The organism is Kribbella sp. NPDC058693 (assembly GCF_042715335.1).
GTDB lineage: Bacteria > Actinomycetota > Actinomycetes > Propionibacteriales > Kribbellaceae > Kribbella > Kribbella jiaozuonensis.
Window position 1 is genome coordinate 851,121 of record NZ_JBHXSQ010000002.1, and the last position, 23,736, is coordinate 874,856.

General features: G+C 67.8%; 21 protein-coding genes. 15 read left to right on the forward strand and 6 right to left on the reverse strand.

From position 1 onward, the window contains the following. Positions 1-24: 24 nt before the first annotated feature. Positions 25-1,893, reverse strand: a complete 1,869-nt coding sequence (locus ACFWUU_RS13670) for an ABC transporter ATP-binding protein (protein WP_202877918.1) — start codon at positions 1,891-1,893, stop codon at positions 25-27. 176 nt (positions 1,894-2,069) lie between these two features. Between ACFWUU_RS13670 and ACFWUU_RS13675 the strand changes: the two genes are divergently transcribed. The 6 genes from ACFWUU_RS13675 to ACFWUU_RS13700 all read left to right on the forward strand — a co-directional run bounded on the left by ACFWUU_RS13675 (position 2,070) and on the right by ACFWUU_RS13700 (position 8,929). Beyond that, entirely contained in the window at positions 2,070-2,741 is a 672-nt protein-coding gene (locus ACFWUU_RS13675; protein ID WP_233714947.1) for a TetR/AcrR family transcriptional regulator, read from the forward strand. Beyond that, a complete protein-coding gene (locus ACFWUU_RS13680; RefSeq protein ID WP_380175547.1) occupies positions 2,741-4,474 on the forward strand; it encodes an ABC transporter ATP-binding protein in 1,734 nt (577 codons plus the stop codon). Before ACFWUU_RS13675 ends, ACFWUU_RS13680 begins: the two co-directional genes overlap by 1 nt. Beyond that, positions 4,471-6,582, forward strand: a complete 2,112-nt coding sequence (locus tag ACFWUU_RS13685; protein ID WP_380175549.1) for an ABC transporter ATP-binding protein — start codon at positions 4,471-4,473, stop codon at positions 6,580-6,582. The genes ACFWUU_RS13680 and ACFWUU_RS13685 overlap by 4 nt, the downstream gene beginning before the upstream one ends. Before the next feature lie 100 nt (positions 6,583-6,682). Further along, positions 6,683-7,528 carry a hypothetical protein gene (locus ACFWUU_RS13690; protein WP_380175551.1) on the forward strand — a complete coding sequence of 282 codons (846 nt, stop codon included), beginning with the start codon at positions 6,683-6,685 and terminating at the stop codon, positions 7,526-7,528. Further along, complete coding sequence (locus tag ACFWUU_RS13695; RefSeq protein WP_380175553.1) at positions 7,525-8,007, forward strand: hypothetical protein; 483 nt, start codon at positions 7,525-7,527, stop codon at positions 8,005-8,007. The genes ACFWUU_RS13690 and ACFWUU_RS13695 overlap by 4 nt, the downstream gene beginning before the upstream one ends. Next, a complete protein-coding gene (locus tag ACFWUU_RS13700; RefSeq protein WP_380175555.1) occupies positions 7,940-8,929 on the forward strand; it encodes a nucleoside hydrolase in 990 nt (329 codons plus the stop codon). Before ACFWUU_RS13695 ends, ACFWUU_RS13700 begins: the two co-directional genes overlap by 68 nt. Here ACFWUU_RS13700 and ACFWUU_RS13705 read toward each other — a convergent pair. Genes ACFWUU_RS13705 through ACFWUU_RS13715 form a run of 3 tightly spaced genes read right to left on the reverse strand, consistent with a single transcriptional unit; the run spans position 8,926 to position 11,888 of the window. Further along, complete coding sequence (locus ACFWUU_RS13705) at positions 8,926-9,723, reverse strand: alpha/beta fold hydrolase (protein WP_380175557.1); 798 nt, start codon at positions 9,721-9,723, stop codon at positions 8,926-8,928. The genes ACFWUU_RS13700 and ACFWUU_RS13705 overlap by 4 nt on opposite strands. Positions 9,724-9,771: 48 nt before the next feature. Next, positions 9,772-10,971, reverse strand: coding sequence for a M20 family metallopeptidase (locus tag ACFWUU_RS13710; protein ID WP_380175559.1), 1,200 nt, complete (start codon positions 10,969-10,971; stop codon positions 9,772-9,774). Beyond that, a complete protein-coding gene (locus ACFWUU_RS13715) occupies positions 10,968-11,888 on the reverse strand; it encodes a 5'-3' exonuclease H3TH domain-containing protein (protein ID WP_380176849.1) in 921 nt (306 codons plus the stop codon). Before ACFWUU_RS13715 ends, ACFWUU_RS13710 begins: the two co-directional genes overlap by 4 nt. A gap of 71 nt (positions 11,889-11,959) precedes the next feature. Between ACFWUU_RS13715 and ACFWUU_RS13720 the strand changes: the two genes are divergently transcribed. Both ACFWUU_RS13720 and ACFWUU_RS13725 read left to right on the forward strand, forming a co-directional pair. Then, positions 11,960-12,400 carry an Lrp/AsnC family transcriptional regulator gene (locus ACFWUU_RS13720; protein WP_137256794.1) on the forward strand — a complete coding sequence of 147 codons (441 nt, stop codon included), beginning with the start codon at positions 11,960-11,962 and terminating at the stop codon, positions 12,398-12,400. Next, positions 12,397-13,062, forward strand: coding sequence for an HAD family hydrolase (locus ACFWUU_RS13725; RefSeq protein ID WP_380175561.1), 666 nt, complete (start codon positions 12,397-12,399; stop codon positions 13,060-13,062). Before ACFWUU_RS13720 ends, ACFWUU_RS13725 begins: the two co-directional genes overlap by 4 nt. Positions 13,063-13,107: 45 nt before the next feature. Here ACFWUU_RS13725 and ACFWUU_RS13730 read toward each other — a convergent pair whose 3' ends face one another. Beyond that, entirely contained in the window at positions 13,108-14,571 is a 1,464-nt protein-coding gene (locus ACFWUU_RS13730) for a KamA family radical SAM protein (RefSeq protein ID WP_380175563.1), read from the reverse strand. A 143-nt stretch (positions 14,572-14,714) separates the two neighbouring features. On the opposite strand from ACFWUU_RS13730, the gene ACFWUU_RS13735 reads away from it, so the two are divergent. The 7 genes from ACFWUU_RS13735 (at position 14,715) to ACFWUU_RS13765 (ending at position 22,712) form a co-directional block, all read left to right on the forward strand. After that, positions 14,715-15,758 carry an L-erythro-3,5-diaminohexanoate dehydrogenase gene (locus ACFWUU_RS13735; protein ID WP_380175565.1) on the forward strand — a complete coding sequence of 348 codons (1,044 nt, stop codon included), beginning with the start codon at positions 14,715-14,717 and terminating at the stop codon, positions 15,756-15,758. A gap of 3 nt (positions 15,759-15,761) precedes the next feature. Then, entirely contained in the window at positions 15,762-17,348 is a 1,587-nt protein-coding gene (locus ACFWUU_RS13740) for an amidohydrolase (RefSeq protein WP_380175566.1), read from the forward strand. Next, positions 17,333-18,904: a lysine 5,6-aminomutase subunit alpha gene (locus ACFWUU_RS13745; RefSeq protein ID WP_380175568.1), complete on the forward strand. Its 1,572-nt coding sequence runs from the start codon at positions 17,333-17,335 to the stop codon at positions 18,902-18,904. Before ACFWUU_RS13740 ends, ACFWUU_RS13745 begins: the two co-directional genes overlap by 16 nt. Next, positions 18,901-19,653 (forward strand): OAM dimerization domain-containing protein, encoded by a 753-nt coding sequence (locus ACFWUU_RS13750; RefSeq protein WP_380175570.1) that lies wholly within the window; start codon positions 18,901-18,903, stop codon positions 19,651-19,653. The genes ACFWUU_RS13745 and ACFWUU_RS13750 overlap by 4 nt, the downstream gene beginning before the upstream one ends. Further along, on the forward strand, positions 19,654-20,043 hold the full coding sequence (locus tag ACFWUU_RS13755; RefSeq protein WP_137256787.1) for a hotdog domain-containing protein: 390 nt from the start codon (positions 19,654-19,656) through the stop codon (positions 20,041-20,043). It begins immediately after the preceding gene. A 570-nt stretch (positions 20,044-20,613) separates the two neighbouring features. Next, positions 20,614-22,185, forward strand: coding sequence for an apolipoprotein N-acyltransferase (lnt, locus tag ACFWUU_RS13760; RefSeq protein WP_380175572.1), 1,572 nt, complete (start codon positions 20,614-20,616; stop codon positions 22,183-22,185). A gap of 38 nt (positions 22,186-22,223) precedes the next feature. Continuing rightward, positions 22,224-22,712, forward strand: a complete 489-nt coding sequence (locus tag ACFWUU_RS13765) for an FxsA family protein (protein WP_137256785.1) — start codon at positions 22,224-22,226, stop codon at positions 22,710-22,712. A 385-nt stretch (positions 22,713-23,097) separates the two neighbouring features. Here ACFWUU_RS13765 and ACFWUU_RS13770 read toward each other — a convergent pair whose 3' ends face one another. After that, complete coding sequence (locus tag ACFWUU_RS13770; RefSeq protein ID WP_380175574.1) at positions 23,098-23,664, reverse strand: Uma2 family endonuclease; 567 nt, start codon at positions 23,662-23,664, stop codon at positions 23,098-23,100. Between the last annotated feature and the right edge of the window lie 72 nt (positions 23,665-23,736).

A 23,736-nucleotide genomic window follows, 5' to 3' on the forward strand; every position in this document is an offset into this window, starting at 1 on the left:
CTCCTAGCGACGTCATCCAACAGATCAGACCGGGACAGTCTCTCCTGGCTGTTCAAACTGCGTGCGGTACAGCTCCTCGTACCGCCCGCCGGCCGCCAGCAGCTCGGCGTGCCGACCGCGCTCCACGATCCGCCCGGACTCGATCACGAGGATCTGGTCCGCCGCCCGGATCGTCGACAGCCGGTGCGCGATCACCACCGCCGTACGACCAGCCAGCGCCTCCGTCAGCGCCGCCTGCACGGCCGCCTCGTTCGTCGAGTCCAACGCCGCGGTCGCCTCGTCGAGGATCACGACCCGTGGCTGTGCGAGCAGCAACCGCGCGATCGTCAACCGCTGCCGCTCGCCGCCCGACAACCGATACCCACGCTCACCGACAACCGTGTCGAGCTGATCAGGCAACGACCGGATCAGCTCACCCAACCGAGCCCGCTCCAGCGAATCCCACAGGTCCTGCTCCGACGCCTCGGGCCGCGCGAGCAGCAGGTTCTCCCGGATCGACTCGTGGAAGAGATGACCGTCCTGCGTCACCATCCCGAGCGTCGCCCGCAACGACTCCGCCGACACATCCCGTACGTCGGCCCCGGCAAGCTTCACCGAACCCGAATCCACGTCGTACAACCGCGGAATCAACTGCGCGATCGTCGACTTCCCCGCACCGGACGACCCGACCAGCGCCACCATCTGCCCCGGCTCAGCCCGGAACGAGACGTCATGCAACACCTCGACCCCACCCCGCGTATCGAGCTTCGCGACCTCCTCGAGCGAAGCCAACGAGACCTTGTCCGCCGACGGATACGCGAAGCTCACCCCCGCGAACTCCACCGCCACCGGCCCCTCAGGAACCCGGCCGGCGTCCGGCTTGTCCTTGATCAGCGGTTCGAGATCCAGTACTTCGAAGACCCGCTCGAAGCTCACCAGCGCCGTCATCACCTCGAGCCGCGCACTCGCCAGCGCGGTCAACGGCGCGTACAACCGCGTCAGCAGCAGCGCCATCGATACAACCGCACCCGCATCGAGCTGATCCCGCAGCGCGTAGAACCCACCCAGCCCATAAACAACAGCCAGCGCAAGAGCAGACACCAACGTCAACGCCGTCACGAAGATCCACTGCACCATCGCCGTCCGTACGCCGATGTCCCGCACGCGCCGCGCCCGGATCGCGAACTCCAGCGACTCCCGCGCTGGCCGCCCGAACAGCTTCACCAACGTCGCACCCGGCGCCGAGAACCGCTCGGTCATCTGCGTGCTCATCGTCGCGTTGTAGTTCGCCGCCTCGCGCTCGAGTGACGCCAGCCGATGCCCGACCCGCCGCGCCGGGATGACGAAGACCGGCAGGATCACCAGCGCGAGCAGAGTGATCTGCCACGACTCGCGGAGCATCACGACAAGTGTGAGCACGAGCATCACGAGGTTGCCGACCACGCCGGACAACGTGTCGCTGAACGCACGCTGCGCCCCGATCACGTCGTTGTTCAGCCGGGAGACCAGCGCGCCCGTCCTGGTCCGGGTGAAGAACGCGATCGGCATCCGCTGGATGTGGTCGAACACCGCCGTCCGCAGATCGAGGATCAGTCCCTCGCCGATCTGTGCCGACAACCATCGCGTCAGCATGCTCAGCCCGGCCTCCGCGATCGCGATCACCGCGATCAAGACCGCGAACCGCAGTACGACGCTGAACGCCTTCCCGCCGACGATCGCGTTGACCACCTCGCCGGCCAGCACCGGAGTCGCGACCGCGAGCACCGCCGATCCGACGCTCATCACGAGGAACCAGATCAGCTGGGTGCGGTGCGGCTGCGCGAACGCGAGGATCCGCCGCAGGGTCGCCTTGGAGAAGGGACGTTTCTCGTCCTGCGCGTGCATCGCGTGGTACAGCGAGTTCCACGCGGTCATTTCCATACTCACAGCGAGCTCCGCAGGTTCGATCGATCAGGGACCGTCGATGATGCCTTGCTCCACCGACAAAACCCGACGCTAGAACCTCGACAAAGGTCGAGGTCAACGGCCTACGCCGAACCCGCCGGATAAATGTGGTTGTGAGTGAGTACTCACTCAGTTACCTTGGTTCCGTGACACCACGAGCGACGCCACTGCCACCCGAGGAGCGACGCGCGGCCATCGTCAAGGCTGCGCTGCCGCTGCTGGAGGAATTCGGGGCCGAGGTCAGCACCAAGCAGATCGCCGAGGCGGCCGGGATCGCCGAGGGGACGATCTTCCGGGCGTTCGGCAGCAAGGACGCGCTGATCGAGGCCGCGATGGCGACCGTGTTCGACACGTCCGACATGGTCCGGGCACTCGAGCAGGTCGACCGTTCACTGCCGCTGCGGGAGCGCACCATCGCGGCGGTCGAGATCGGCCAGAAGCGGTTGCGCGGCGTCTTCAAACTGCTGTTCGCGCTGCGGATCCGCCGGCCACCGGAGTTCAAACACGCCACGCCGATGGACGAGGCCCGGCGGCAGCGGCTGTCCGACCTGGCCAACGAGGCCTTCGCGGACCTGCTCCGGCCGGACGCGGACCAGTTGCGGGTCCCACCCGAAGAGGTGGTCCGGATGATCGGGCTGCTGACCTTCTCCGCCACCCACCCAATGATTTCCGCCGGCCACGTGCTGACCGCCGAAGAGATCGTCGACTTCGCCTTCGACGGTCTCCGCAAGCGCGGGACAGATCAGCCGCCGGCCGCGGACGGCATCGTCGAGTACGCGCTCGGCGGCGCCAACCATCACGACTCTGGGGATATTTGATGCTGATTCGCGTCTTGCGTACGCACCTGCGTCCGTACGCGGGGAACCTGTCCTTGGTGGTGGTCCTGCAGTTGGTCGGGACGATCGCCTCCCTCTACCTGCCCACTCTCAACGCCGACATCATCGACAACGGCGTGGCGAAGGGCGACACCGGCTACATCATGAGCACCGGCGGCTGGATGCTCGCGGTCAGCCTGGTGCAGATCCTCTGCACGATCACGGCGGTGTACTTCGGCGCGAAAACGGCCGCCCTGTTCGGTCGCGACGTACGGGCGGCCGTCTTCCACCGGGTCGGCGAGTTCTCTGCCCGCGAGGTGAACCAGTTCGGCGCGCCGACGCTGATCTCGCGGAGCACCAACGACGTACAGCAGATCCAGATGCTGGTCGTGATGACCACGACGATGCTGGTCGCGGCGCCGATCACGATGATCGGCGGCGTGATCATGGCGGTCCGCCAGGACGTCGGCCTGTCCTGGCTGGTGGCTGTCGCCGTACCGCTGCTGGCCGCCTGCGTCGGGTTCATCGCGAGCCGGATGGTCCCGCAGTTCCGCAAGATGCAGAAGAACATCGACGGGGTGAACCGGGTACTGCGCGAGCAGATCACCGGCATCCGGGTGGTCCGGGCGTTCGTCCGCGAACCGCACGAGGTCGAGCGCTTCGGCGAGGCCAACCAGAACCTGACCGACACCGCGATCAAGGCCGGCCGGCTGATGGCGCTGATCTTCCCGACCGTGATGCTGATCCTGAACCTGTCGAGCGTGGCGGTGCTGTGGTTCGGCGCATCCCGGATCGAGGACGGGACGATGCAGGTCGGCGCGCTGACCGCGTTCCTGAGCTATCTGATCCAGATCCTGTTCTCGGTGATGATGGGCGTCTTCGTGATGATCATGGTGCCGCGCGCATCGGTCTGCGCGGACCGGATCCAGGAGGTACTCGAGACGGACTCGTCGGTGCGGCCGCCGGTCACGCCGATCAGGTCCTTCACGGGTCGCGGGCAGCTCGTGTTCGAGCACGCGTCCTTCAAGTACCCGGGTGCGGCCGCGCCGGTGCTGCACGACATCAACCTCGTCGCCTCACCGGGGCAGACGACAGCGATCATCGGCAGTACGGGCGCCGGCAAGACGACGCTGCTCTCGCTGGTGCCGCGGTTGTTCGACGCGACCGAGGGGCGCGTGCTCGTCGACGGCATCGACGTACGGGAGATCGAGCCGGAGGCGCTGTGGGAGCGGATCGGCCTGGTGCCGCAGCGTCCGTACCTGTTCTCCGGGACGGTCGCCAGCAACCTGCGGTACGGCAACCCGGACGCGACCGACGAGGAGCTCTGGGAGGCGCTGGAGATTGCCCAGGGCAAGGACTTCGTCGAGGCGATGGCCGAAGGGCTGGAAGCGCCGATCGCGCAGGGTGGCACGAACGTGTCCGGCGGTCAGCGGCAACGGCTCGCGATCGCGCGGGCGCTGGTCCGCAAGCCGGAGATCTACCTGTTCGACGACTCGTTCTCGGCGCTTGACCTGTCGACCGACGCCCGATTGCGGGCGGCGCTACGGCCGGTCACCCGAGATGCCTGTGTGGTGGTCGTCGCGCAGCGCGTCTCGACGATCATCGACGCCGACCAGATCGTGGTGATCGAGGACGGCGCGATCGTCGGCCGGGGTACGCATAACGAGTTGCTCGAGACGTGTCCGACGTACGTCGAGATCGTCGAGTCCCAGCGTTCCGCGGAGGAGGCGGCATGAGCGAGGAACAGAAGCCGTCCCCAAACGGACAAGGTCCCGAGGGCCAGTCCCCGAACGGGCAGGCGCCCGAGGGGCAGTCGCCGAACGGGCAGGCGCCGAAGGCTGTCAAGGCGACCGAACGGCCGACGACCGGTCGCGGGTTCGGTCCGCCCGGAGGTATTCCGGGCGACAAGTCCATGAACTTCCTGCCGTCGGCGAAGCGGTTGCTCGGGCGGCTGCGCCCGCACCGGATGCAGGTGTCCGGTGTGATCCTGCTGGCGATCTGCAGCGTGGGTCTGTCGGTGCTCGGCCCGAAGATCCTCGGCCGCGCGACCGACATCATCTTCGCCGGTGCCATCGGCAAGCAGTTGCCGAGCGGTCTGACCAAGGCGCAGGTGATCGAGCAGACCCGGGCCTCCGGCAACGGCCGGCTCGCGGACCTGCTGCAGGGGATCGACCTGGTCCCGGGTGTCGGCATCGACTTCGATGCCCTGCGCAACGTACTGCTGCTGGTCCTGGCGCTGTACGCCGGCGCGTTCTTCCTCTCCTGGGCCCAGGGCTACATCCTGAACGGCGTCGTCCAGCGGACGATCCTGTCGCTGCGCAAGGACGTCGAGGACAAGTTGAACAGGCTGCCGCTGAGCTACTTCGACGGTGCGCCGCGCGGTGAGTTGCTCAGCCGGGTGACGAACGACATCGACAACATCTCCACGAGCCTGCAGCAGACGCTGAGCCAGCTGCTCACCTCGCTGTTGACGGTGATCGGCGTGATCACGCTGATGTTCGTGATCTCTCCGGTGCTGGCGTTGATCGCGCTCGTGACGATCCCGATCACGATGGTCCTGACCGCGGCGATCGCGAAGCGCTCCCAGGTCCGGTTCATCGCCCAGTGGCGTCACACCGGTGCGCTGAACGGGCAGATCGAGGAGGCCTTCACCGGGCACGAGCTGGTCAAGGTCTTCGGCCGGCAGAAGGAGATCGAGACCGAGTTCGCGAAGAAGAACGACGAGCTGTACCAGGCGGCGTTCGGGGCGCAGTTCATCTCCGGGCTGATCATGCCGGTGATGATGTTCATCGGGAACCTGAACTACGTGGTGATCGCGGTCCTCGGCGGTCTGCGGGTCGCGTCCGGCACGATGTCGCTGGGCGACGTACAGGCGTTCATCCAGTACTCGCGGCAGTTCACCCAGCCGCTGACCCAGGTCGCCTCGATGGCGAACCTGTTGCAGTCGGGTGTGGCGTCCGCGGAGCGGGTGTTCGAAGTACTGGACGCGCAGGAGCAGATCCCGGACGACGCGACGCCGGAGAAGGTCACCGATTCGCGTGGACGGGTCGAGTTCGAGCACGTGTCGTTCTCGTACGACCCGGACAAGCCGCTGATCACTGACCTGAGCCTGGTCGCGGAGCCCGGGCAGACGGTCGCGATCGTCGGCCCGACCGGCGCCGGCAAGACCACGCTGGTCAACCTGATCATGCGGTTCTACGAGCTGAACGGCGGCAAGATCACGCTCGACGGTGTCGACATCACCGAGCTGACCAGGCACGATCTGCGCTCGCGGATCGGCATGGTGCTGCAGGACACCTGGCTGTTCGGCGGCACGATCCGCGACAACCTCCTGTACGGCAACCTGGACGCGACCGAGGAGGACATGCTCGCGGCTGCGAAGGCGACGTACGTCGACCGGTTCGTGCACAGTCTGCCGGACGGGTACGACACGGTGATCGACGAGGAAGGCAGCAACGTCAGCGCCGGTGAGAAGCAGCTGCTCACCATCGCCCGAGCGTTCCTGGCCGACCCGCAGTTGCTCATCCTCGACGAGGCCACCAGCTCGGTCGACACCCGCACGGAGGTCCTGGTCCAACGCGCCATGGCCGCCCTGCGCTCCGACCGAACCAGCTTCGTCATCGCCCACCGCCTCTCCACCATCCGCGACGCCGACCTGATCCTGGTCATGGAGAACGGCGCAATCGTCGAACAGGGCAACCACAACGAACTCCTCGCCCTCGACGGCGCCTACGCCCGCCTCTACAACGCCCAGTTCAGCGGCGCCGTAGTAGACATCGACGAAGAGGCCGCAGCCCTGGCCGCCCCGGCCGCGGCCCCGGCAGGCCGCCCGATGGCCCGCTAACCCACCAACAGGACGGGGACGCCAACCGGCGTCCCCGTCCTGCGTTCAGCCCTGTGGATAACTTCCGCGGCGCAACCGCGAACTATGCGGTACTTGAGTCATGCCCACGAGCGCCGACCACGCCCGAGAACGCAGCACCCGAGCTGCGGTACGAGTCGCGACAAAGCTGAAGATCTCTGAGGCCGCAGACAAGATGACGCTGCGAGACGCCTATCTCGTCGCGTACGAGTTTCCAGCGCCGCTGATGGTCAGAGTCGCCGACGACATGCTTGCCGACCTTCGCGCTGACGTCGCGGAGCGTCGTGCTGACCGGATCGTCGCCCTCGGTCGCGACGGACATCACCTTGCGCTGGCGATGGCGCGGCTGGACGGGCAGTTCTTCCGCCGGCACGCGTCGAATCTGGTGCTGTCACGCGCGCTCGTCGAGAACGCGTTGCAGGACCTGGAGCATCATCAGGGGCTCCGGTTTCCGCAGGTTGACGGCTTCCGCCGGGTGGCGCCCCGCGTGGATCCTGCTGACACGGTCGGTGGGTTTCGCCTGTTGACCGATTACCTACAGGCGAACCGCGTCCCTGTCGGCCGGCCGGACAGTCGAGTGACTGTGTTCGACACGAGCTTCAAGGGCACGGTGCAGGAGTTGCTTTCGGCGGTCTACCCGGAGACGACCTTCAGCGGGCGGTACGCGTTCCTCGGCGAATCGCCGTACGACCCGCATCCCGGGAGCAAGAAGGGATACGAGGTTCACCTCTCCGCCTCGGAGACTCGGCAGGGACGGCCGTTCTACGAGTTGCCGGCCGATGAGTCGAAGACGTTCGCACATCAGCTTGCGTTGAACAGTATCGAGGAGATGCTCGACGGGCCGATGTCGAGTCCGGTGCGGATCGGTGGTCGCCGGCCTGAGCAGTCCGGTCAGCGCGTCACCATCCGATACTCCTGGAGGGTTTGAGTAGAGGACGGGTGTCGCCGCGGTTGCGGGATCTGCGGGTCCGCGAGGGCGTCAAGGTGGTGAATCTGATGGCGGTGGCGGACCTGGCCCGGGATGTCGCCGTACTGCGTGATGCCGGGGGCAACTATCGGTCGTGGCTGGACGATTGGGCCACCCGGTTTCGGAGCGAGGTCCGCGCCTGGATCGGCGACCGGTCGCCGGATCCTCGGCTCGCGGAGTTCCTCGACTCGTTCGTGCACCGGGGCGACAAGCAGCAGGCTGACGCGCTGCAGAAGACGCTGGATCGCGGACAGGTGCCGGAGCGGGACCGGGAGGCGATCTGGGCTGCGTACGAGCGGTGCGGGAGCGACGGCGACAAACGGGTGTTCGTGGAGAATGTGTTCAATTCCATGCGGATCAGCGGAGGTGGCGATGGGTGGCGGGGACGTGGAGCCCGAGGACGAGTGGACGGCGATCGCCGGGACGAGCGTGAGCTTTGAGGAGTTCGAGGAGCTTGCTGGTCCGCTGGTCCAGGGTGGGCCGCCGCCGGCCGCCGGGGTACCCGCGATTGCTCGGGCTCCGATGATCATCGACAGCGATATCGGTGGGGATCCTGATGACACCGTGGCGCTGGTTGTTGCTGCGCGCTTGGTGCCGGAGCTGCGGCTCGTGATCACGAGTGACGAGTACGGCGGGGAGCGGGCTCGGTTTGCGAGGTATCTGCTGGATCTTGTGGGGCGGACGGATGTTCGGGTGGTGGCGGGATCCGATCTGGGGAACAGCCGGATGTGGGTGGTTGACGGGCTGTGTCCGGAGGAGATCCCGCGGCAGGGGACTGACGTGGTGGGGGCGGTGAGTGAGCTTTGTGAGGCGACGGACGGGCGGATCCGGTGGGTGGGAATCGGGCCGTTGTCCAACCTCGCCACGCTTCAGGCAGAGCGGCCTGAACTGGTGTCGCACCTGGTTGTCACGCAGATGGGTGGGGCGATCAACTACCGGGATCCGTCGCGAGCGGAGCACAACTTCCGGGTGGATCCGGAGGCGGCGATCCGGATGGTGCCGGTCCTCGAGCCGTGGTTGCCGACGTTCGTGGTGTCCGACGTGACGTTCAATCCGGCGATGGAGATCACCAAGGATTCGCCGCTCTACAAGCGATGGGCTCAGCCGGATGCGCGTCCGTTCGAGCGGGTGCTCCGGGAACACTGCGATCGCTGGATGGCGAAGTACCCGGGCACGATGCAGCACGACGCGTTGACGTTGGCTGCGGCGATGCTTTGGCCCGGCGTGCGGTTCGTGCGTGAGCGTGTTGGGCTCGACCCGATCGCGCGAATGAGCCGTAGCGATGACGGGACGGAAATCGTGATGTCGGTGTCCGCCGACTACGCCGCCTTCATGTCCTGGCTGGACAACGCCTTGAGCTAACCGCCAAGCGCGTCGGTGATGGCTTGCCGGAACGCCTTGGGGGCCGAGAACATTGGCATGTGGTCGGCGTCGGGTAGGGCGGTCAGGGTGGTGTTGGGGGCTTGGGCGGCGAGGCGGTGGCCCCAGAGTTGGGTGCCTTTGAAGTCTTGGGCGCCGATGAGGACCGTGATCGGGATCGTGAGTTCGGGGAAGCGGTGCTTCACCGGGGGATCGAGTTCGACGCCGTGGTGGACGGGCATGGTGAGGACGCGGGAGTTGGCCATGACGAGGCCGACCAGTAGCCGGTGGGCGTCTTCGGGCACGGCTGGGCACCAGCCGCGGATGTCGTGCTCGGCGGCTGCTGGAACGCCGTCGGACTCGAGGATCTCGGCCAGCTCGGCGAAGTGGGCGCGCATCACGACCCGGGCTGCTTCCTCCTCCGGCGTCGGGTCGGGGAACTCGCCGAAGGATCCGCCCGCGACGACTACCCGCGAGACCCGGTCCGGGTGGCGGTGCGCGAAGCCGAGTGCGCGGCGGCCGCCGTCGGAGACGCCGATCAGGACGGCCCGTCGTACGTCGGCCGCATCCATCACCGCGGCCAGGTCGGCGATCTCGTCGTACGCCGCATCCGTCGTCGACGACAGGCCGTTGTCGCGGTAGTCCCACGTCGTTACGCGGTGGGTCTCGGCGAGCCACTCGATCGTCGAGGACCACATGCGGACGTCGGCGAGTCCGCCGTTCAGCAGTACGACGTCGGGACCCTCACCGTGCTGCTCGAAGTACAGGTAACCGTCGGGGACGTTCACGAAGGACATGCGGGCAGTCTGCTGAATCGCGGACCGCCCGCATATCGGGAATTCTCCCTACCCCACGCGATTCAGCCGTCGTACGGCGAGCTCGGCCAGCAGAGCGGCGCCGTCGGGGAGGATGGAGTCGTCGAAATCGGCCAAGGGGGAGTGGTTGTCGGCGGCGGCGTCCGGGTTGGCGGAGCGGCAGGCGCTGAGGTTGAGGTACACGCCGGGGATCTCTTCGAGGATGTAGGAGAAGTCCTCCGCGCCGCAGCGTGGGTTGGCGCGTTCGCGGAAGCGGTCGGCGCCGAAGAGGTCGACGATCGTGTCGCGGGCGAACTCGTACTCCGCGGCGTTGTTGACCGTCACCGGATAGCCGACGACGTACTCGACCTCGGCCTTCAACCCGTGCGCCGCCGCCATCGACTCGACCAGTTGCGCCGACACCAGTTGCACCTTGGCGCGGCTCTCGGCGGAGAACGTCCGGACCGTCGCGTCGAAGAACGCGTCGTCCGGGATGATGTTCTCCTTCGTCCCGCCCGCGATCCGCCCGACCGTCAGCACGACCGGGTCGAACACGTCGAACTGCCGCGTGATCATCGTCTGCAGCGCCCCGACGATCTCGCACAGCACCGGGATCGGGTCCTTCCCGCGGTACGGCGTCGACCCGTGCGTACCCGCACCGACCACCCGCACGTGCAACTGATCCGCCGCGGCCATGAACGACCCCGGCTTGCTGCTCCACATCCCCAACGGCTGCGACGCCGACCCGACGTGCAGCCCGTACGCCGCGTCCGCCCGCCGGCCCGCCGCGTTGAGCACCCCTTCGCGGATCATGATCGGCGCCCCGCCCGACGTCTCCTCACCGGGCTGGAACATGAACACCACATCGCCCGGCAGCTCGGCCTGCAGAGCAGACAGCACCTTCGCGGCACCCACCAGCCCCGCGACATGCAGGTCGTGGCCACAGGCATGCATCATCCCGGGATGCTGGGAGACGTACGGCACGTCGGTCCGCTCGGTCACCGGCAACGCATCCATGTCCCCGCGCAACAGCACGACCGGACCAGGCCCGCCACCGCCCCGCAGTACGGCGGTCACCGACGACAGCTCCTTGCCGAGCGTGATCTCCAACGGCAACCCGGCCAGCGCGTCCAGGATCAGCTGCTGCGACTTCGGCAGCTCGAGGTCGAACTCCGGCACCTGATGCAACGCGCGCCGCAGCGCAACGATCTCGTCCCGGAAACCCTCGGCAAGCTCACGCGTTCGGCTCATGCCTTCGGTCCCAGGTCGAGCGCCGACATGACCCGTTGCGCGCTGCCGCCGAGCTCGAGCAGCTCGACGAGATCGAGCCACCGCTCCGGATCCTTGATCTCCTGCGGGATCCGCGCGTCGTACGTCCCGACCGGTGCGTCCTTCGCGACCGCGACCACCTTCGGCGCGACGTCCAGATAGTCGCTGTCCGCGAGGATCTTCTTCTTCACCCCAGGCGCCATCGGCGTACTCGGGTCGGCCGCAGCGGCGCGGATCGCGTCCAGATCGCCGTACGCCGTCACCAGCGCGGCGGCCGTCTTCTCGCCGATCCCCTTCACACCGGGCAGACCATCGGACGCGTCCCCGCGCAGCGTGGCGAAGTCGGCGTACCGCTGAGCGGGGATCTCGTACTTCGCCAGCAGCGCCTTCTCGTCGTACACCTCGGCCCGGCCGACACCCCGCGCCGCCGTGTAGACGATCCGGATGCCGCGGCTGTCATCGATGAGCTGGAACAGGTCACGGTCGCCGGTCACCACGTCGACGGGCATCGTCGCCTGGTGCGACAGCGTGCCGATCACGTCGTCGGCCTCGTGGTCGGGCGCGCCGACGATCGCGATGCCGATGGCCTCGAGGCACTCGCGGATGTACGGCACCTGGACCTCGAGCCGGTCCGGCACGTCCTCGACCTGCTCGCCCTTCGGGGTCACGAACTCGACCCGCTGCGCCTTGTACGACGGAATCAGCGCGACCCGCCAGGACGGCCGCCAGTTGTCGTCCCAGCACGCGACCAGATGGGTCGGCCGGTGGTTCTCGGCGAGTCGGGCGATGAAGTCGAGCAGCCCGCGGATCGCGTTCGTCGGCGTACCGTCGGCGGCCTTCATCGTGTCCGGCACGCCGAAGAACGCACGGAAGTAGAGCGACGCGGTGTCGAGCAGCATCAAGCGCTGGGGTGTCTCAGCCATAGGGCGATGCTTTCATGCCGGGGCGTCGCGGCAGTAGGGTCTCCAGGATGGAGGACCTGGACCGCAAGATCGTCGGGCTGCTCGCGTCCGACGGCAGGATGAGTTTCACCGACCTGGGCAAGGCGACCGGCCTGTCCACGTCGGCGGTGCATCAGCGGGTGAAGCGCCTCGAGCAGCGCGGCATCATCCAGGGGTACGCCGCGACCGTCGACCACACCGCGCTCGACCTGCCGTTGACCGCGCTGATCTCGATCCGGCCGATCGATCCCTCCCAGCCGGACGACTCGCCCGAGCGGCTCCGAGAGGTCCGCGAGATCGAGTCCTGCTACTCGGTCGCCGGCGACTCCAGCTACATCCTCGTCGTCCGCGTCGCCTCGCCGGGCGCGCTGGAGAACCTGCTGGCCGTGATCCGTGCGCGGGCCAACGTCTCCACCACGACAACCATCGTCCTGAGCACGCCGTACGAGCGCCGGCCGCCCGCCCTGTGAGGGCGCTGCTGTCGGACCTGTTCAGCACCCTGATCCCCGGCGGTGAGGCGGAGCGGGCCCTGGTCAACGAACGGATGGGCGCAGCGCTCGGCGTCGACGCGCTCGCTTTCCAGCAGGAGTTCGACGCGGCGTCGTACGAACGCTTCATCGGCGCGTACGGCGATCTGCCGAACACGCTCCGGGTGATCGCCGAACGCTGCGGCGGCAACCCGACCGACGAACAGGTGCAGGAGGCAACGAGTCTCCGCCGCGCCCTCGCCCAGCGCCTGCTCAATGCTGCGCCTGCGACAACGCTGGGCACGCTGGCCAAATTCAAGGCGGCCGGCTGGCGGATCGGTCTGGTCAGCAACATCACCGCCGAAACCCAGCTCCAATGGCCGGCCGGCCCACTCGCACCGTACTTCGACGCAACCGCCTTCTCCGCCGAGGTCGGCGCCGCCAAGCCCGAGCCGGCCATCTACGTCACGGCCTGCAACGCGCTGGGCGTCGATCCGACCGAGTGCATCTATGTTGGCGACGGCAACGACAACGAACTCCCGGCCGCCGCCTCCCTTGGGATGCACGCCATCCGCACCCTCGAGCACGCCAACAGCGCACCCCATTGGCCGGGACCGACGATCAAGTCCTTCGCGGAGCTCGCCGGGTTGGCTATCCCGCAGTAGACGTCTCCGGTGCCACCCCCTGCATTGGTGGCACCGAAGACGGGATCAGGTGAGGTCGAGGAACTTCTGCGCCTCGGCGGCCGCGCGTGACTCCGCGGCCCGCTGCTCGGCCTCGGCGAGCGTGGTGCCGGCGTGCTGGTTCCACCACTGCTGGCCCTCGGCAGGCAGCGTGTCGATCGGGTCGTAGTACTCGTAGGTGCGGTTCAGCGCCTCCGGATCCTGCTGCTCGATGCCGGTGCGGTAGTTCTTCTTCCAGTACGAGATGCCGCGGACCTCGTCGTACTCCGACAACTGGTGCACCCACCGCTTGCCGACGTACGGGACGTCGCACACGATGCGCGGGGTGGCGAAGCCGGGGAGGTACCCGAGGATGCCGTGCTGCAGGTGCTGTGCGTCGCGCACCGACACCCGCCAGTGCTCCGAGAACGGGATCATGTCGCACATGTAGAAGTAGTACGGCGTGATGTTCGCGCCGTCGAGCAGCGCGAAGCAGAGGTCGAGCAGCTGGTGCACCGAGTCGTTGACACCGCGCATCAGCACGCCCTGGTTGCGTACGTCGCGCAGACCGGCCTCGAGCATCGCCTTCGACGCCTCGGCAACCAGCGGCGTCACGGACTGCGCCGCGTTCACGTGCGTGTGCATCGCGATCATCACGCCTCGGTTGCGCGCCACCGACGCAACGCGTTCTACGCCGGCCAGAACGTCGGACGACAGCCAGTGCTGCGGCATGCCCATCAGCGCCTTGGTCGCGAGCCGGATGTCGCGGATGTTCTCGATCTCCAGCAGGCTCATCAGGAACGCCTCGAGCCGCGGCCACGGCATGTTCGCCACATCGCCACCGGACACGACGACGTCGCGGACGCCCGGCGTACGGCGCAGGTAGTCGAGCATGTTGTCGAGCCGGGTCTGCGGCTTCGCGACGAACTTGAGCTTGTCGATCACCGGCGTCGAGTTCCCGACCAGGTCCATGCGGGTGCAGTGACCGCAGTACTGCGGGCACGTCGGCAGGATCTCCGCAAGGACCTTGGTCGGGTACCGGTGGGTCAACCCCTCCGTGGCCCACATCTCGTGCTCGTGCAACGAGTCCCGGGTTGCGTGCGGGTGCGACGGCCAGTCGGCGCGACGGTCGCTGAACACCGGCAGCATGTAGCGGCGGACCGGGTCCGCGTAGAAGGCCTCCGTGTAGTCGGGCGCTCCGGAAGGCACGATCGTGTTGAGCATCTGCGGCGGGAGCAGCATCGACATCGTCGCGCGCTCGGCCTGGTCCCGGGTCAGGTCGTCGTAGAACCGGTCCTCGAGCAGGTCGCCCATCACGTCGCGCAACTGCTTCACGTTCTTCACACAGTGCGACCGCTGCCACTGCACCGAGCGCCACTCCTCGGCCGTGACGTCCTTCCAGCCGGGCAGCCGGGTCCAGTCCGGCTCCACCAGCTCGGCCCGCCGGTACGCGTACGGCTGGCCGTCGCCGGGCTCCGGACGAGCCAGCTCCGGGGTGATCAGATCGGTCACGGGTGCCTCCGCGGCGGGTCAGGTAATGCGGTCTCATGTGAGGATAGCGATAGAACTTCCCTCAGATCCAACAGTACGCCGCAAGAATTCTCGTCAAGGCGTGATCTGAGTAGTATTTTGCCTGACCGCTACGAGGAGGACCTGTGTCATCGAGCCCGGTAGGACTGCACCGTGTACTCGCGCCGTCGGGCGTGTTGCCGCAGGCGGCGGAGAGACTCGACGCACGTGCTGAGATCTGGCCCGACGAGGTCCGGATCGCGGTCGAGCGGCTCAATCTGGACGCCGCGTCGTACCGCCAGCTGGCCGAGGCGCACGACGGTGACGGTACGGCGATCCGCCGGGCGGTCCTGGACATCGTCAAGGCCCGCGGCAAGGTGCAGAACCCGGTCACCGGCTCCGGCGGGATGCTCGTCGGCGTGGTCGACGAGGCCGGCCCGGACTCGCCGCTCGGCGTACAGAAGGGTGACCGGGTCGCGACCCTGGTCTCGCTGACGCTGACCCCGTTGCAGATCACCGACGAGCTGAAGGACTGGGACGGGAAGAGCGAGCAGGTCCCGGCGCAGGGTCACGCGATTCTGTTCGCTCGCTCGATCGTCGCGAAGCTGCCCGACGACCTGAAGCCGGAGCTGTCCCTGGCCGTCATGGACGTCTGCGGCGCACCCGCGCTGACCGCTCGCGTGGTCCGTTCGTATGTCGACAAAGGCATAAAGCCTGTCGTGTCAGTTATTGGCGGCGCAGGTAAATCGGGGTCGCTGTCGCTGGCCGCGGCGCGCTCGGCCGGAGCCGCCCGGACGATCGGGATCGTGCCGTTCCAGGCCGAGCAGGACAAGCTGACCGAGGCCGGGATCGCCGATGTTGTCGCGCTGGCCGACGCCCGCGATCCGGTGGCGCTCAGCAAGGCTGTCGAGGAGGCCGGGGGACCGGCGGACATCACCGTCGTCTGCGTCGACGTACCGGGCTGCGAGCACGGCGCCGTTCTGTCGACCGCTGCCGGCGGCACGGTGATCTTCTTCTCGATGGCGACGTCGTTCTCGGCCGCTGCGCTCGGCGCGGAGGGGCTGGCTGCGGATGTGACGATGCTGGTCGGGAACGGGTACGTGCCGGGCCACGCGGACTTCGCGTTGGAGCTGTTGCGTGCCGAGCCGGGTGTCCGTGGTCTGTTCGAGAGCAGGCTGGCGGAGGATTAGTTCGTGCGCACACTTCTGACGAACGGCTCCGTCTACTCGCCCGCCGACCCCCACGCCACCGCGATCGCCTTCGACGACGGGGTGGTGACCTGGCTGGGTGACGACACCGGCGCGAGCTCGTACGCCGATGGCGCGGACGAGGTCATCGACCTCGGCGGCAAGCTGGTCACACCCGCGTTCGTCGACGCTCACGTCCACACCGCGCAGACCGGTGCCCTGCTCACCGGCCTCGATCTCGCCGGTACGACGTCGTTGACCGAGGCGCTGGACCGACTGGCTGCCTTCGCCGCCGACCTGCCTGCGGATGCGGTGATCGACGGCGCCGGCTGGGACGAGACCAAGTGGCCGGAGGGTCGGCCGCCGACGGCTGAGGAGCTCGACCGCGCAGGTGGCGGACGGCGCATCTACCTGTCCCGCGTGGACGGTCACTCCGGAGTGATCTCATCGGCCCTGTTCTCGGTCGCGACGGGTTCCGGTTTTGACAGCACCGGGCGAGTGGAGCGAGACGCTCACCACGCGGTGCGGGACGCGTTGAGCGCGCTGATCGGGCCGGACCAGCGTCGGCTGGACATCCGGGCCGCCTTGACGCACATGGCGAGCAAGGGCATCGGCGCGTTCCACGAGATGGCCGCCCCGCACATCGGTCCGCTCTGGGAGCTGCCGCTGGTGCGGGAGGTTGCTGAGGAATTGGGGCTCTCGGCAACCCTCTACTGGGGTGAGCCCGGCGTCTTCGAGCACATCGGCACGTACGGGCTGGCCGGCCTGGCCGGTGACCTCAACGCGGACGGCGCGCTCGGATCGCGGACGGCCGCGTTGAAGACGCCGTACGCCGATCGCACCGACCACCGCGGTCACGCGTACCTGACGGCTGACCAGATCGCCGAGCACGTCATCGCGTGCACCGAGCGCAACGTCCAGGCCGGCTTCCACTGCATCGGCGACCAGGCGCTCGACAACATCGCCCGCGGCTTCGAGCTCGCGGCGGAGAAGGTCGGCATCCAGGCGCTCGTCGCGGCGCGGCACCGGCTTGAGCACGTCGAAATGGTCGACGAGGCAACGATCGCCACGCTCGCCCGCTGCGGCGTCGTAGCCAGCGTGCAGCCCATGTTCGACGGACTGTGGGGCGGCCCGGACGGCATGTACGCCGAGCGCGTCGGCGACCGCTGGCAGGGCATGAACCCGTTCGGCTCGCTGGCCCGCGCAGGCGTCGTACTGGCGTTCGGATCGGATGCGCCGGTGACGGAGCTGGGCGGCTGGGAGTCGGTCCGTGCGGCCGCGTTCCACCACGAGAGGTCCGAGCGGATCACCGTGCGCGCAGCGTTCCAGGCCCACACGCGGGGCGGTTGGCGGGCCGCGGGTATCGACGATGCCGGCGTACTCGCGCCGAGCACGGCAGCGACGTACGCGATCTGGGAGACGGACGCGAACCTCGTCGTACAGACCCCGGACGAGCGGGTCGCCGCCTGGTCGACGGATCCGCGCGCGGGAGTGCCGGTGCTGCCGGATCTGAGTGAAGGTACGCCGAGCTGCTTGCGGACCGCTGTCGGCGGCCGCGTGATCTACGAAGCCGAGGGATGGTCGTCACAGTGAAGAAGCTCGACCTTGATCCGGTCACCGTCCGGAAGGCGCGCAGTCTGGCCCGCAAGGCCGGCAAGCCGATCGTCAACCTCGCCCAGCAGCACACCACGGTCTCGGTGGAGCGAGCGGTACTGCGGCTTGCCGGGCTGACCGGTGCCGACACCGAAGGCATCCCGTGGGTCAACCGCCTCGCCGACACCGTCCGTGCCGACGTCGGGCTCGAGCACGGGCTCGCGCTGCCGGTGTGGGATGCGCTGATCCGAGGCCAGGCCGAGGACCTGGCCGTGCTGGCGCAGAAGGCAGCGTCGGGCTCGGTGACGTTCCGGATGCCCGAGGGACGCGACGCCGTACGCGCTCGGACCGCCGCGAGGAAGGCGGCTGCCGCGGGGATGAAGCGGATCGACGGTCGGCGGCGGGAGCGGGACCGGCTGATCAAGCGGCACGGCGACCCGGAGCAGCGGCCGTGGATCTACCTGATCGTTGCCACCGGCGACATTTACGAAGACATCCCGCAGGCGCAGGCGGCCGCGCGGGAGGGCGCGGACATCATCGCGGTGATCCGGTCGACTGGGCAGTCGCTGCTCGACTACGTGCCCGAGGGCGCGACCCGCGAGGGCTTCGCCGGCACGTATGCCACCCAAGAGAACTTCCGGCTGATGCGGGCCGCGCTGGACGAGTCTTCGCGTGAGTTGGGCCGGTACGTCCGGCTGACCAACTACGCGTCCGGACTGTGCATGCCGGAGATCGCGACGCTGGCCGGGCTCGAGCGGCTCGACATGATGCTGAACGACTCGATGTACGGGATCCTCTTCCGCGATATCAACCCGATCCGGACCTTCGTCGACCAGCGGTTCAGCCGGCAGATCCACGCCCGCGCCGGGATCATCATCAACACCGGCGAGGACAACTACCTGACCACGGCCGATGCGGTCGAGGCCGCACACACGGTGACGGTCTCGCAGCTGCTGAACGAGTACTTCGCGAAGGAAGCGGGCCTGGAGGACTGGCAGCTGGGTCTCGGGCACGCGTTCGAGATCAACCCGGACCTGCCGGACTCGTTCCGGATGGAGCTGGCGCATGCGATGCTGGCTCGGCAGCTGTTCCCGAACGCGCCGCTGAAGTGGATGCCGCCGACCCGGCACATGACCGGCGACGTGTTCCGCGGGTACCTGCTGGACGGGTTCTTCAACCTGGTCGGCGCGATGACCGGGCAGGGGATCCTGCTGGTCGGGATGATGACCGAGGCGGTCGTGACGCCGTGGATCTCCGACCGGGACCTGGCGCTGCAGAACGTCCGGTACGTGTTGGGTGCCGCGGGCAACCTTCACGAGGACTTCCGGCCGGAGCCCAACGGGTTCATCGCCCAGCGCGCGCGGCAGGTGCTGGGGGAGTCGGTGGAGCTGCTGGAGGAGATCGTCGACGACGGTCTGCTGAACGCGATCGGCGACGGCACCTTCGGGTTGATGAAGCGTCCTCAGGATGCCGGTCGCGGTCTGGACGGGGTCGCGAAGAAGTCGGCGGAGTACTACAACCCGGCGATCGAGCTGCTCGAGGAGGGCTCCCGATGAGCATCATCCGGCCGTACGGCGACACCACCGGTGACGGGATGGTGCAGCTGTCGTTCACACTCCCGGTCCCGCACGACAAGCGGGCCGAGGGTGCCGCGGTCCAGCTGGCCAACAAGATGGGCATGGATCCCGCCCTGGTCGTGCACTCGAAGCCGATCGGCCCGGACTTCACCTTCTTCGTGGTCTACGGCCAGGTGAACCACCTGGTCGACACCTCGAAGGTCGAGGTGATCGAGCGCGACTACCCGCTGCTGTCGCCGAAGGAGGTCAACCTCGCGATCCGCAAGGGCCTGCGCCGCCGGCTGACAGTGGTCGGCGCCTGTATCGGTACCGACGCGCACACGGTCGGTATCGACGCGATCCTGAACATCAAGGGGTTCGCCGGCGAGAAGGGCCTGGAGTACTACCGCGAGCTGAAGGTCGTGAACCTCGGCGCGCAGGTCGCCGTACCCGAGCTGGTACGCCGCGCGAAGGCCGACAAGGCCGACGCGATCCTCGTCTCCCAGGTGGTGACGCAGCGCGAGGCGCACGTGCTCAATACCAAGGAGATGTCCGCCGCCTTCCGGGAGGCGTATGCCGAGGACGCGCGGCCGGTATTAGTTGCTGGCGGCCCCCGTTTCACCGAGCAGATGGCCGGCGAGCTCGGGGTCGACCGGGTGTTTGGCCGCGGTACGACGCCGGGCGAGGTGGCCAGCTACCTGGTCGATGCCCTGGTGACGAAGAAGGTTCCAGCGAAGAGGAGCGCATAGGTGTCGAAGGCAACCATCGGCCTGACCGCCACGCATCGTCGGTATGTTCCCTACAGCCACGCCCACTACGCCGGGAACCTGGTCGACGGCGCGTACGTGCTGGCGCTGTTCGGTGACGTCGCGACCGAGGTATGCATCCAGTCCGACGGGGACGAGGGCCTGTTCGCGTCGTACTCCGACGTGCAGTTTCTGCAGCCGCTGCGGGCCGGCGACGTTGTGGAGGTGAAGGCAACGATCACCCGGGTCGGGAACCGCAGCCGCGACCTCGAGTTCAGCGCGTACGTCGTCTGCCGCGGCCGGCCGGACAAGTCCGAATCGGCCGCCGAGGTACTGGCCGAACCGCTTGTGATCACACGCGCAAAGGGGACCGTCGTCGTACCGGTTGGGTGACGATTGGTTGCCCAGGGTAACGATCACGTGGAGTGCCGAGACCGCTCTGTAACGTGACCCGGATGAAGGTTCCTCGTTTTCCCTTGCAGGACAGGCGATAGTGTTACAACGGGCTCAAGGAGCCGGGGGAGAGGTTGACACCGTCGCCGCCAGCGAGCATCGTTTTGGGAGTCGTCATATCCCGTTTGTTCAACGGTCACAAGAAGTTCGGCCACCGATGATCCCGCGACGCTGACCAGGTCAGAGCCAGGCTTGAGTCGACGGGGGCTGAGATTGCCGGTGGTTAGCCCCCCGCGGGGCAGAGGTGGAAGAGGCTCGGCGGCCAGTAGACAACAGCCGGACGGTTCGCAGCCAGCGCATCGTCGGTTGGTCCGAAGGCACGCTGGGCCTCTTTCCTCTATTTACCGACCGTGAACCCGAGGCTTTTTCAGGTTGTCGCGCTCTGCTGACACCCCTTCACTTTCCGCATTCGGTGCCCAATGGCTACTGACCGGATACATTCGCGTGCCCCGAACGTTGTACGGTCGTGCGACCGGTATCGGCCGGGATGTGAGGACAAAGGGGTACGGCGTGGACCGATTGAAGGCTCTGGGGCGGGTCCTGCCGAGAGTGGTGGTGGCGGTCGCCGCCGGCGCACTGCTCGGCTTCGCGTTCGAACCGCATGATCACCCTTGGCTGACGATCGTCGCCGTACCGCTGCTGCTGGCCGCGCTGGACGGCATCTCGATGAAGGCCGGCTTCCTCGTCGGCGCCGGGTTCGGCATCACGTACTACCTGGTCCTGGTTCCGTGGCTGAGCGTGATCGGCGGCGATGCGGCGATCGCGCTCGCCGTGCTCGAGGGGCTGTTCTATGCGGTCTTCGGGTTGTTCGCGACGCAGGTGCTGAAGCTTCGGCTGTGGATGTTGTGGATCCCGTGTCTGTGGGTGGCGACCGAGTTCGCGACCGCGTCGGTGCCGTTCGGTGGGTTCCCGTGGGGGCGGCTGGCGTGGGCCTTCTCCGACGCGTCGCTGGGCAAGCTCGCGGCGTACGTCGGCATCCCGGGGCTGAGCTTCGTCGTCGCATTCGTCGGCGTCCTCGTGTACGCCGTACTCCGTCGTGCCAGCGGGCTGCGGTTGCGGGCCGTGGCGCTGGTCGCCGGGCTGGCGATCGTGTTCGGGAGCTCGCTGATCCACCTGTCGATCGAGGGCGACGGCAAGACCGTGAAAGCCGCGATGGTGCAGGGGAACGTGCCCGGCAAGGGGCTGGAGTTCCTGGGGCGCGCTCGTACGGTCACGAAGAACCACATGAACGCGACGCTCGACCTGGAGAAGCGGGTCCAGGCCGGTACGGAGATGAAGCCGGATCTGGTGATCTGGCCGGAGAACTCGACCGACATCGACCCGTACAAGGACGACGAGACCCGGGCCGACATCGAGGAGGCCGTGCACGCGGTCGGCGTACCGATCCTGGTGGGCGCCGTCACCGAGGGGCCCGGGCCTAACGAGCGACAGACGACGGGCATCGTGTGGGATCCGGTCACCGGGCCGGGGCAGCGGTACGCGAAGCGGCACCCGGTGCCGTTCGGTGAGTACATCCCGTTCCGCAACCAGCTGCTGCCGTACATCAAGCGGCTCGAGATGATCGGCGCGCAGACCGTGCCGGGCGTCGGGCCCGGGGTGATGCCGATCAACGGGGTCACGTACGGCGACGTGATCTGCTTCGAGCTCGCGTACGACAACGTGATCCAGGATGTGGTGAAGGGCGGCGCGCAGGTCCTGATCGTGCAGACCAACAACGCGACGTACGGCGGGACGGGTCAGCCCGAGCAGCAGTTCGCGATCACTCGGATGCGTGCGATCGAGACCGGCCGGACCGTGTTGATCGCGTCGACGAGCGGCATCTCCGGCGTGATCCGGCCGGACGGGACAGTCGAGCACAAGTCGGGGCAGTTCGTGTCGGACGTGTACGTCGCGACTGTGCCGATTCGGGACGGTCAGACGCTGGCGACGACGCTCGGCGGCTGGCCGCAGTGGATCATCACCGGCCTGGGTCTGATCGGGCTGGTTCTGGCGCTGGTGAACCGTCGCCGCCGCCGTGGCGACGACCAGGAACCCCCACCCGCCCCTGATTCGACCCGGACTCGCGAGAAGGTCCCGGCCTGACCTGTAACACTGGGGTGAGTCGCTCGGAGGGTTGAGACATGCCTTGGTTCATCGCGCTGGCACTGTTGGTGGTGCCGATCCTGGAGATCTACGTGATCATCCAGATCGGCCAGGTCATCGGCGGCTGGCCGACAGTCGCGCTGCTGCTGGTCGAGAGCGCGCTTGGTGCGTGGATCATCAAGCGTGAGGGGCGGCGGGCGTGGAACGCTCTGCAGTCGGCCTTCCAGACCGGGAAGATGCCCGGGCGGGAGCTGTCCGACGCCGCCCTAATCCTGGTGGGCGGCACGCTGCTGCTGACGCCTGGGTTCGTCACCGACATCTTCGGCTTCTTCTTCGTACTCCCGTTCACGCGACCGCTGGCCCGGCGAGCGATGTCGTCCTTCTTCAACCGCCGAATCACCACCCAACTCGGCGGCGCCGGCCTCGGCGGCTTCATCCCAGGCGCGGGCGGCGGCCCCACCCCACCTCGACCGTCGTCCTCCGACGACGTCATCCAGGGCGAGGTCATCGACCCGGACAAGAAGTAGTCCCCCGCGGGCTACGCAGCCGCTTCCTTCGTCGCTCCGCTCCTCAGCGCATCTGCTCCGCGCGCTCCCACCCACCCCCGGCTCATCGCCGTGCATCCCCTTCCGGCTACCGCCGGACCGTGCCGGCTTTCGCCGGGGGTTTCCGGCTGTCGCCGGACGTGCCGGCTATCGCCGGGAGTTGCGGGCTGCCGCCCGGGTGCGCTCGCGCTGCTCGCGGGTGAAAGCACCCCGCGGGTCACGCCGGCGCTCTCTTCGTCGCTGCGCTCCTCAGCGCGCCTGCTCCGCGCGCTCCCAGTCACCCCAGGCCGAGCACATTGCGTTCCTTTCCGGCTATCGCCGGGTGTTGCGGCTGTGACACGCGGGTGGAGGTGCGAGGGGCAGACGGTCAGAGCGCGCCGAGATCCACCGTGACCGGGAAGGGCGCGGTGGCCCTGACCTCGCCGGTGAAGACCTCTGTGTCGCGGTAGGCACGGGTCGCCGGGTCCAGCACGTAGGTGTACACGAGCGGGATCCCGGTGGCCGCCTGTTCGACCCGCCAGTAGAACGCGATCCCGGACTTCGCGTACTGGTCCACCTTCACTACTCGGTCGGTCGTCTCCGAACCGGGAGACACGACCTCGACAATGAGAAGCACATGCTCGGGGCGCGTGGGGGAGAGGTCGATCGTGTCTGCTCGGTAGACCACGACGTCGGGCCGGCGATTCGTCAGTGGCACGTCTTGCAGCCGGACATCGAAACCCGTGTCGGCATTCCACTCCGGACCCGCCGCAAGGCCCAGCGCGTTCGCGAGGATGCGCGCGAGTCGGTTGGGACGCTTGGAGGCACTCGGGGTCGCGACGACCATGCCGTCCACGATCTCGATACCAGCACACTGCTCGGCGGACCACGACTCGTACTGCTCGGCCGAGATCTGTGCGTGCATCCACGCCGGGACGACCATGTCAGCGGTCACGGCATGCCTCCCTCGAAGCTACGACGGCACAGCGCCATGGCTGTGAGCGTAGCCGGAGCCGTCATCGCAGAT

What these genes read in the sequence shown, in the direction of transcription:
- ACFWUU_RS13710 (WP_380175559.1), bottom strand. Translation starts at nt 10,971, where the DNA reads ATGAGCCGAACGCGTGAGCTTGCCGAGGGTTTCCGGGACGAGATCGTT.
- ACFWUU_RS13705 (WP_380175557.1), bottom strand. Translation starts at nt 9,723, where the DNA reads ATGTCCTTCGTGAACGTCCCCGACGGTTACCTGTACTTCGAGCAGCAC.
- ACFWUU_RS13700 (WP_380175555.1), top strand. Translation starts at nt 7,940, where the DNA reads ATGGGTGGCGGGGACGTGGAGCCCGAGGACGAGTGGACGGCGATCGCC.
- ACFWUU_RS13685 (WP_380175549.1), top strand. Translation starts at nt 4,471, where the DNA reads ATGAGCGAGGAACAGAAGCCGTCCCCAAACGGACAAGGTCCCGAGGGC.
- ACFWUU_RS13680 (WP_380175547.1), top strand. Translation starts at nt 2,741, where the DNA reads ATGCTGATTCGCGTCTTGCGTACGCACCTGCGTCCGTACGCGGGGAAC.
- ACFWUU_RS13670 (WP_202877918.1), bottom strand. Translation starts at nt 1,893, where the DNA reads ATGACCGCGTGGAACTCGCTGTACCACGCGATGCACGCGCAGGACGAG.
- ACFWUU_RS13750 (WP_380175570.1), top strand. Translation starts at nt 18,901, where the DNA reads ATGAGCATCATCCGGCCGTACGGCGACACCACCGGTGACGGGATGGTG.
- ACFWUU_RS13690 (WP_380175551.1), top strand. Translation starts at nt 6,683, where the DNA reads ATGCCCACGAGCGCCGACCACGCCCGAGAACGCAGCACCCGAGCTGCG.
- ACFWUU_RS13715 (WP_380176849.1), bottom strand. Translation starts at nt 11,888, where the DNA reads ATGCTGCTCGACACCGCGTCGCTCTACTTCCGTGCGTTCTTCGGCGTG.
- ACFWUU_RS13745 (WP_380175568.1), top strand. Translation starts at nt 17,333, where the DNA reads ATGGTCGTCACAGTGAAGAAGCTCGACCTTGATCCGGTCACCGTCCGG.
- ACFWUU_RS13720 (WP_137256794.1), top strand. Translation starts at nt 11,960, where the DNA reads ATGGAGGACCTGGACCGCAAGATCGTCGGGCTGCTCGCGTCCGACGGC.
- ACFWUU_RS13765 (WP_137256785.1), top strand. Translation starts at nt 22,224, where the DNA reads ATGCCTTGGTTCATCGCGCTGGCACTGTTGGTGGTGCCGATCCTGGAG.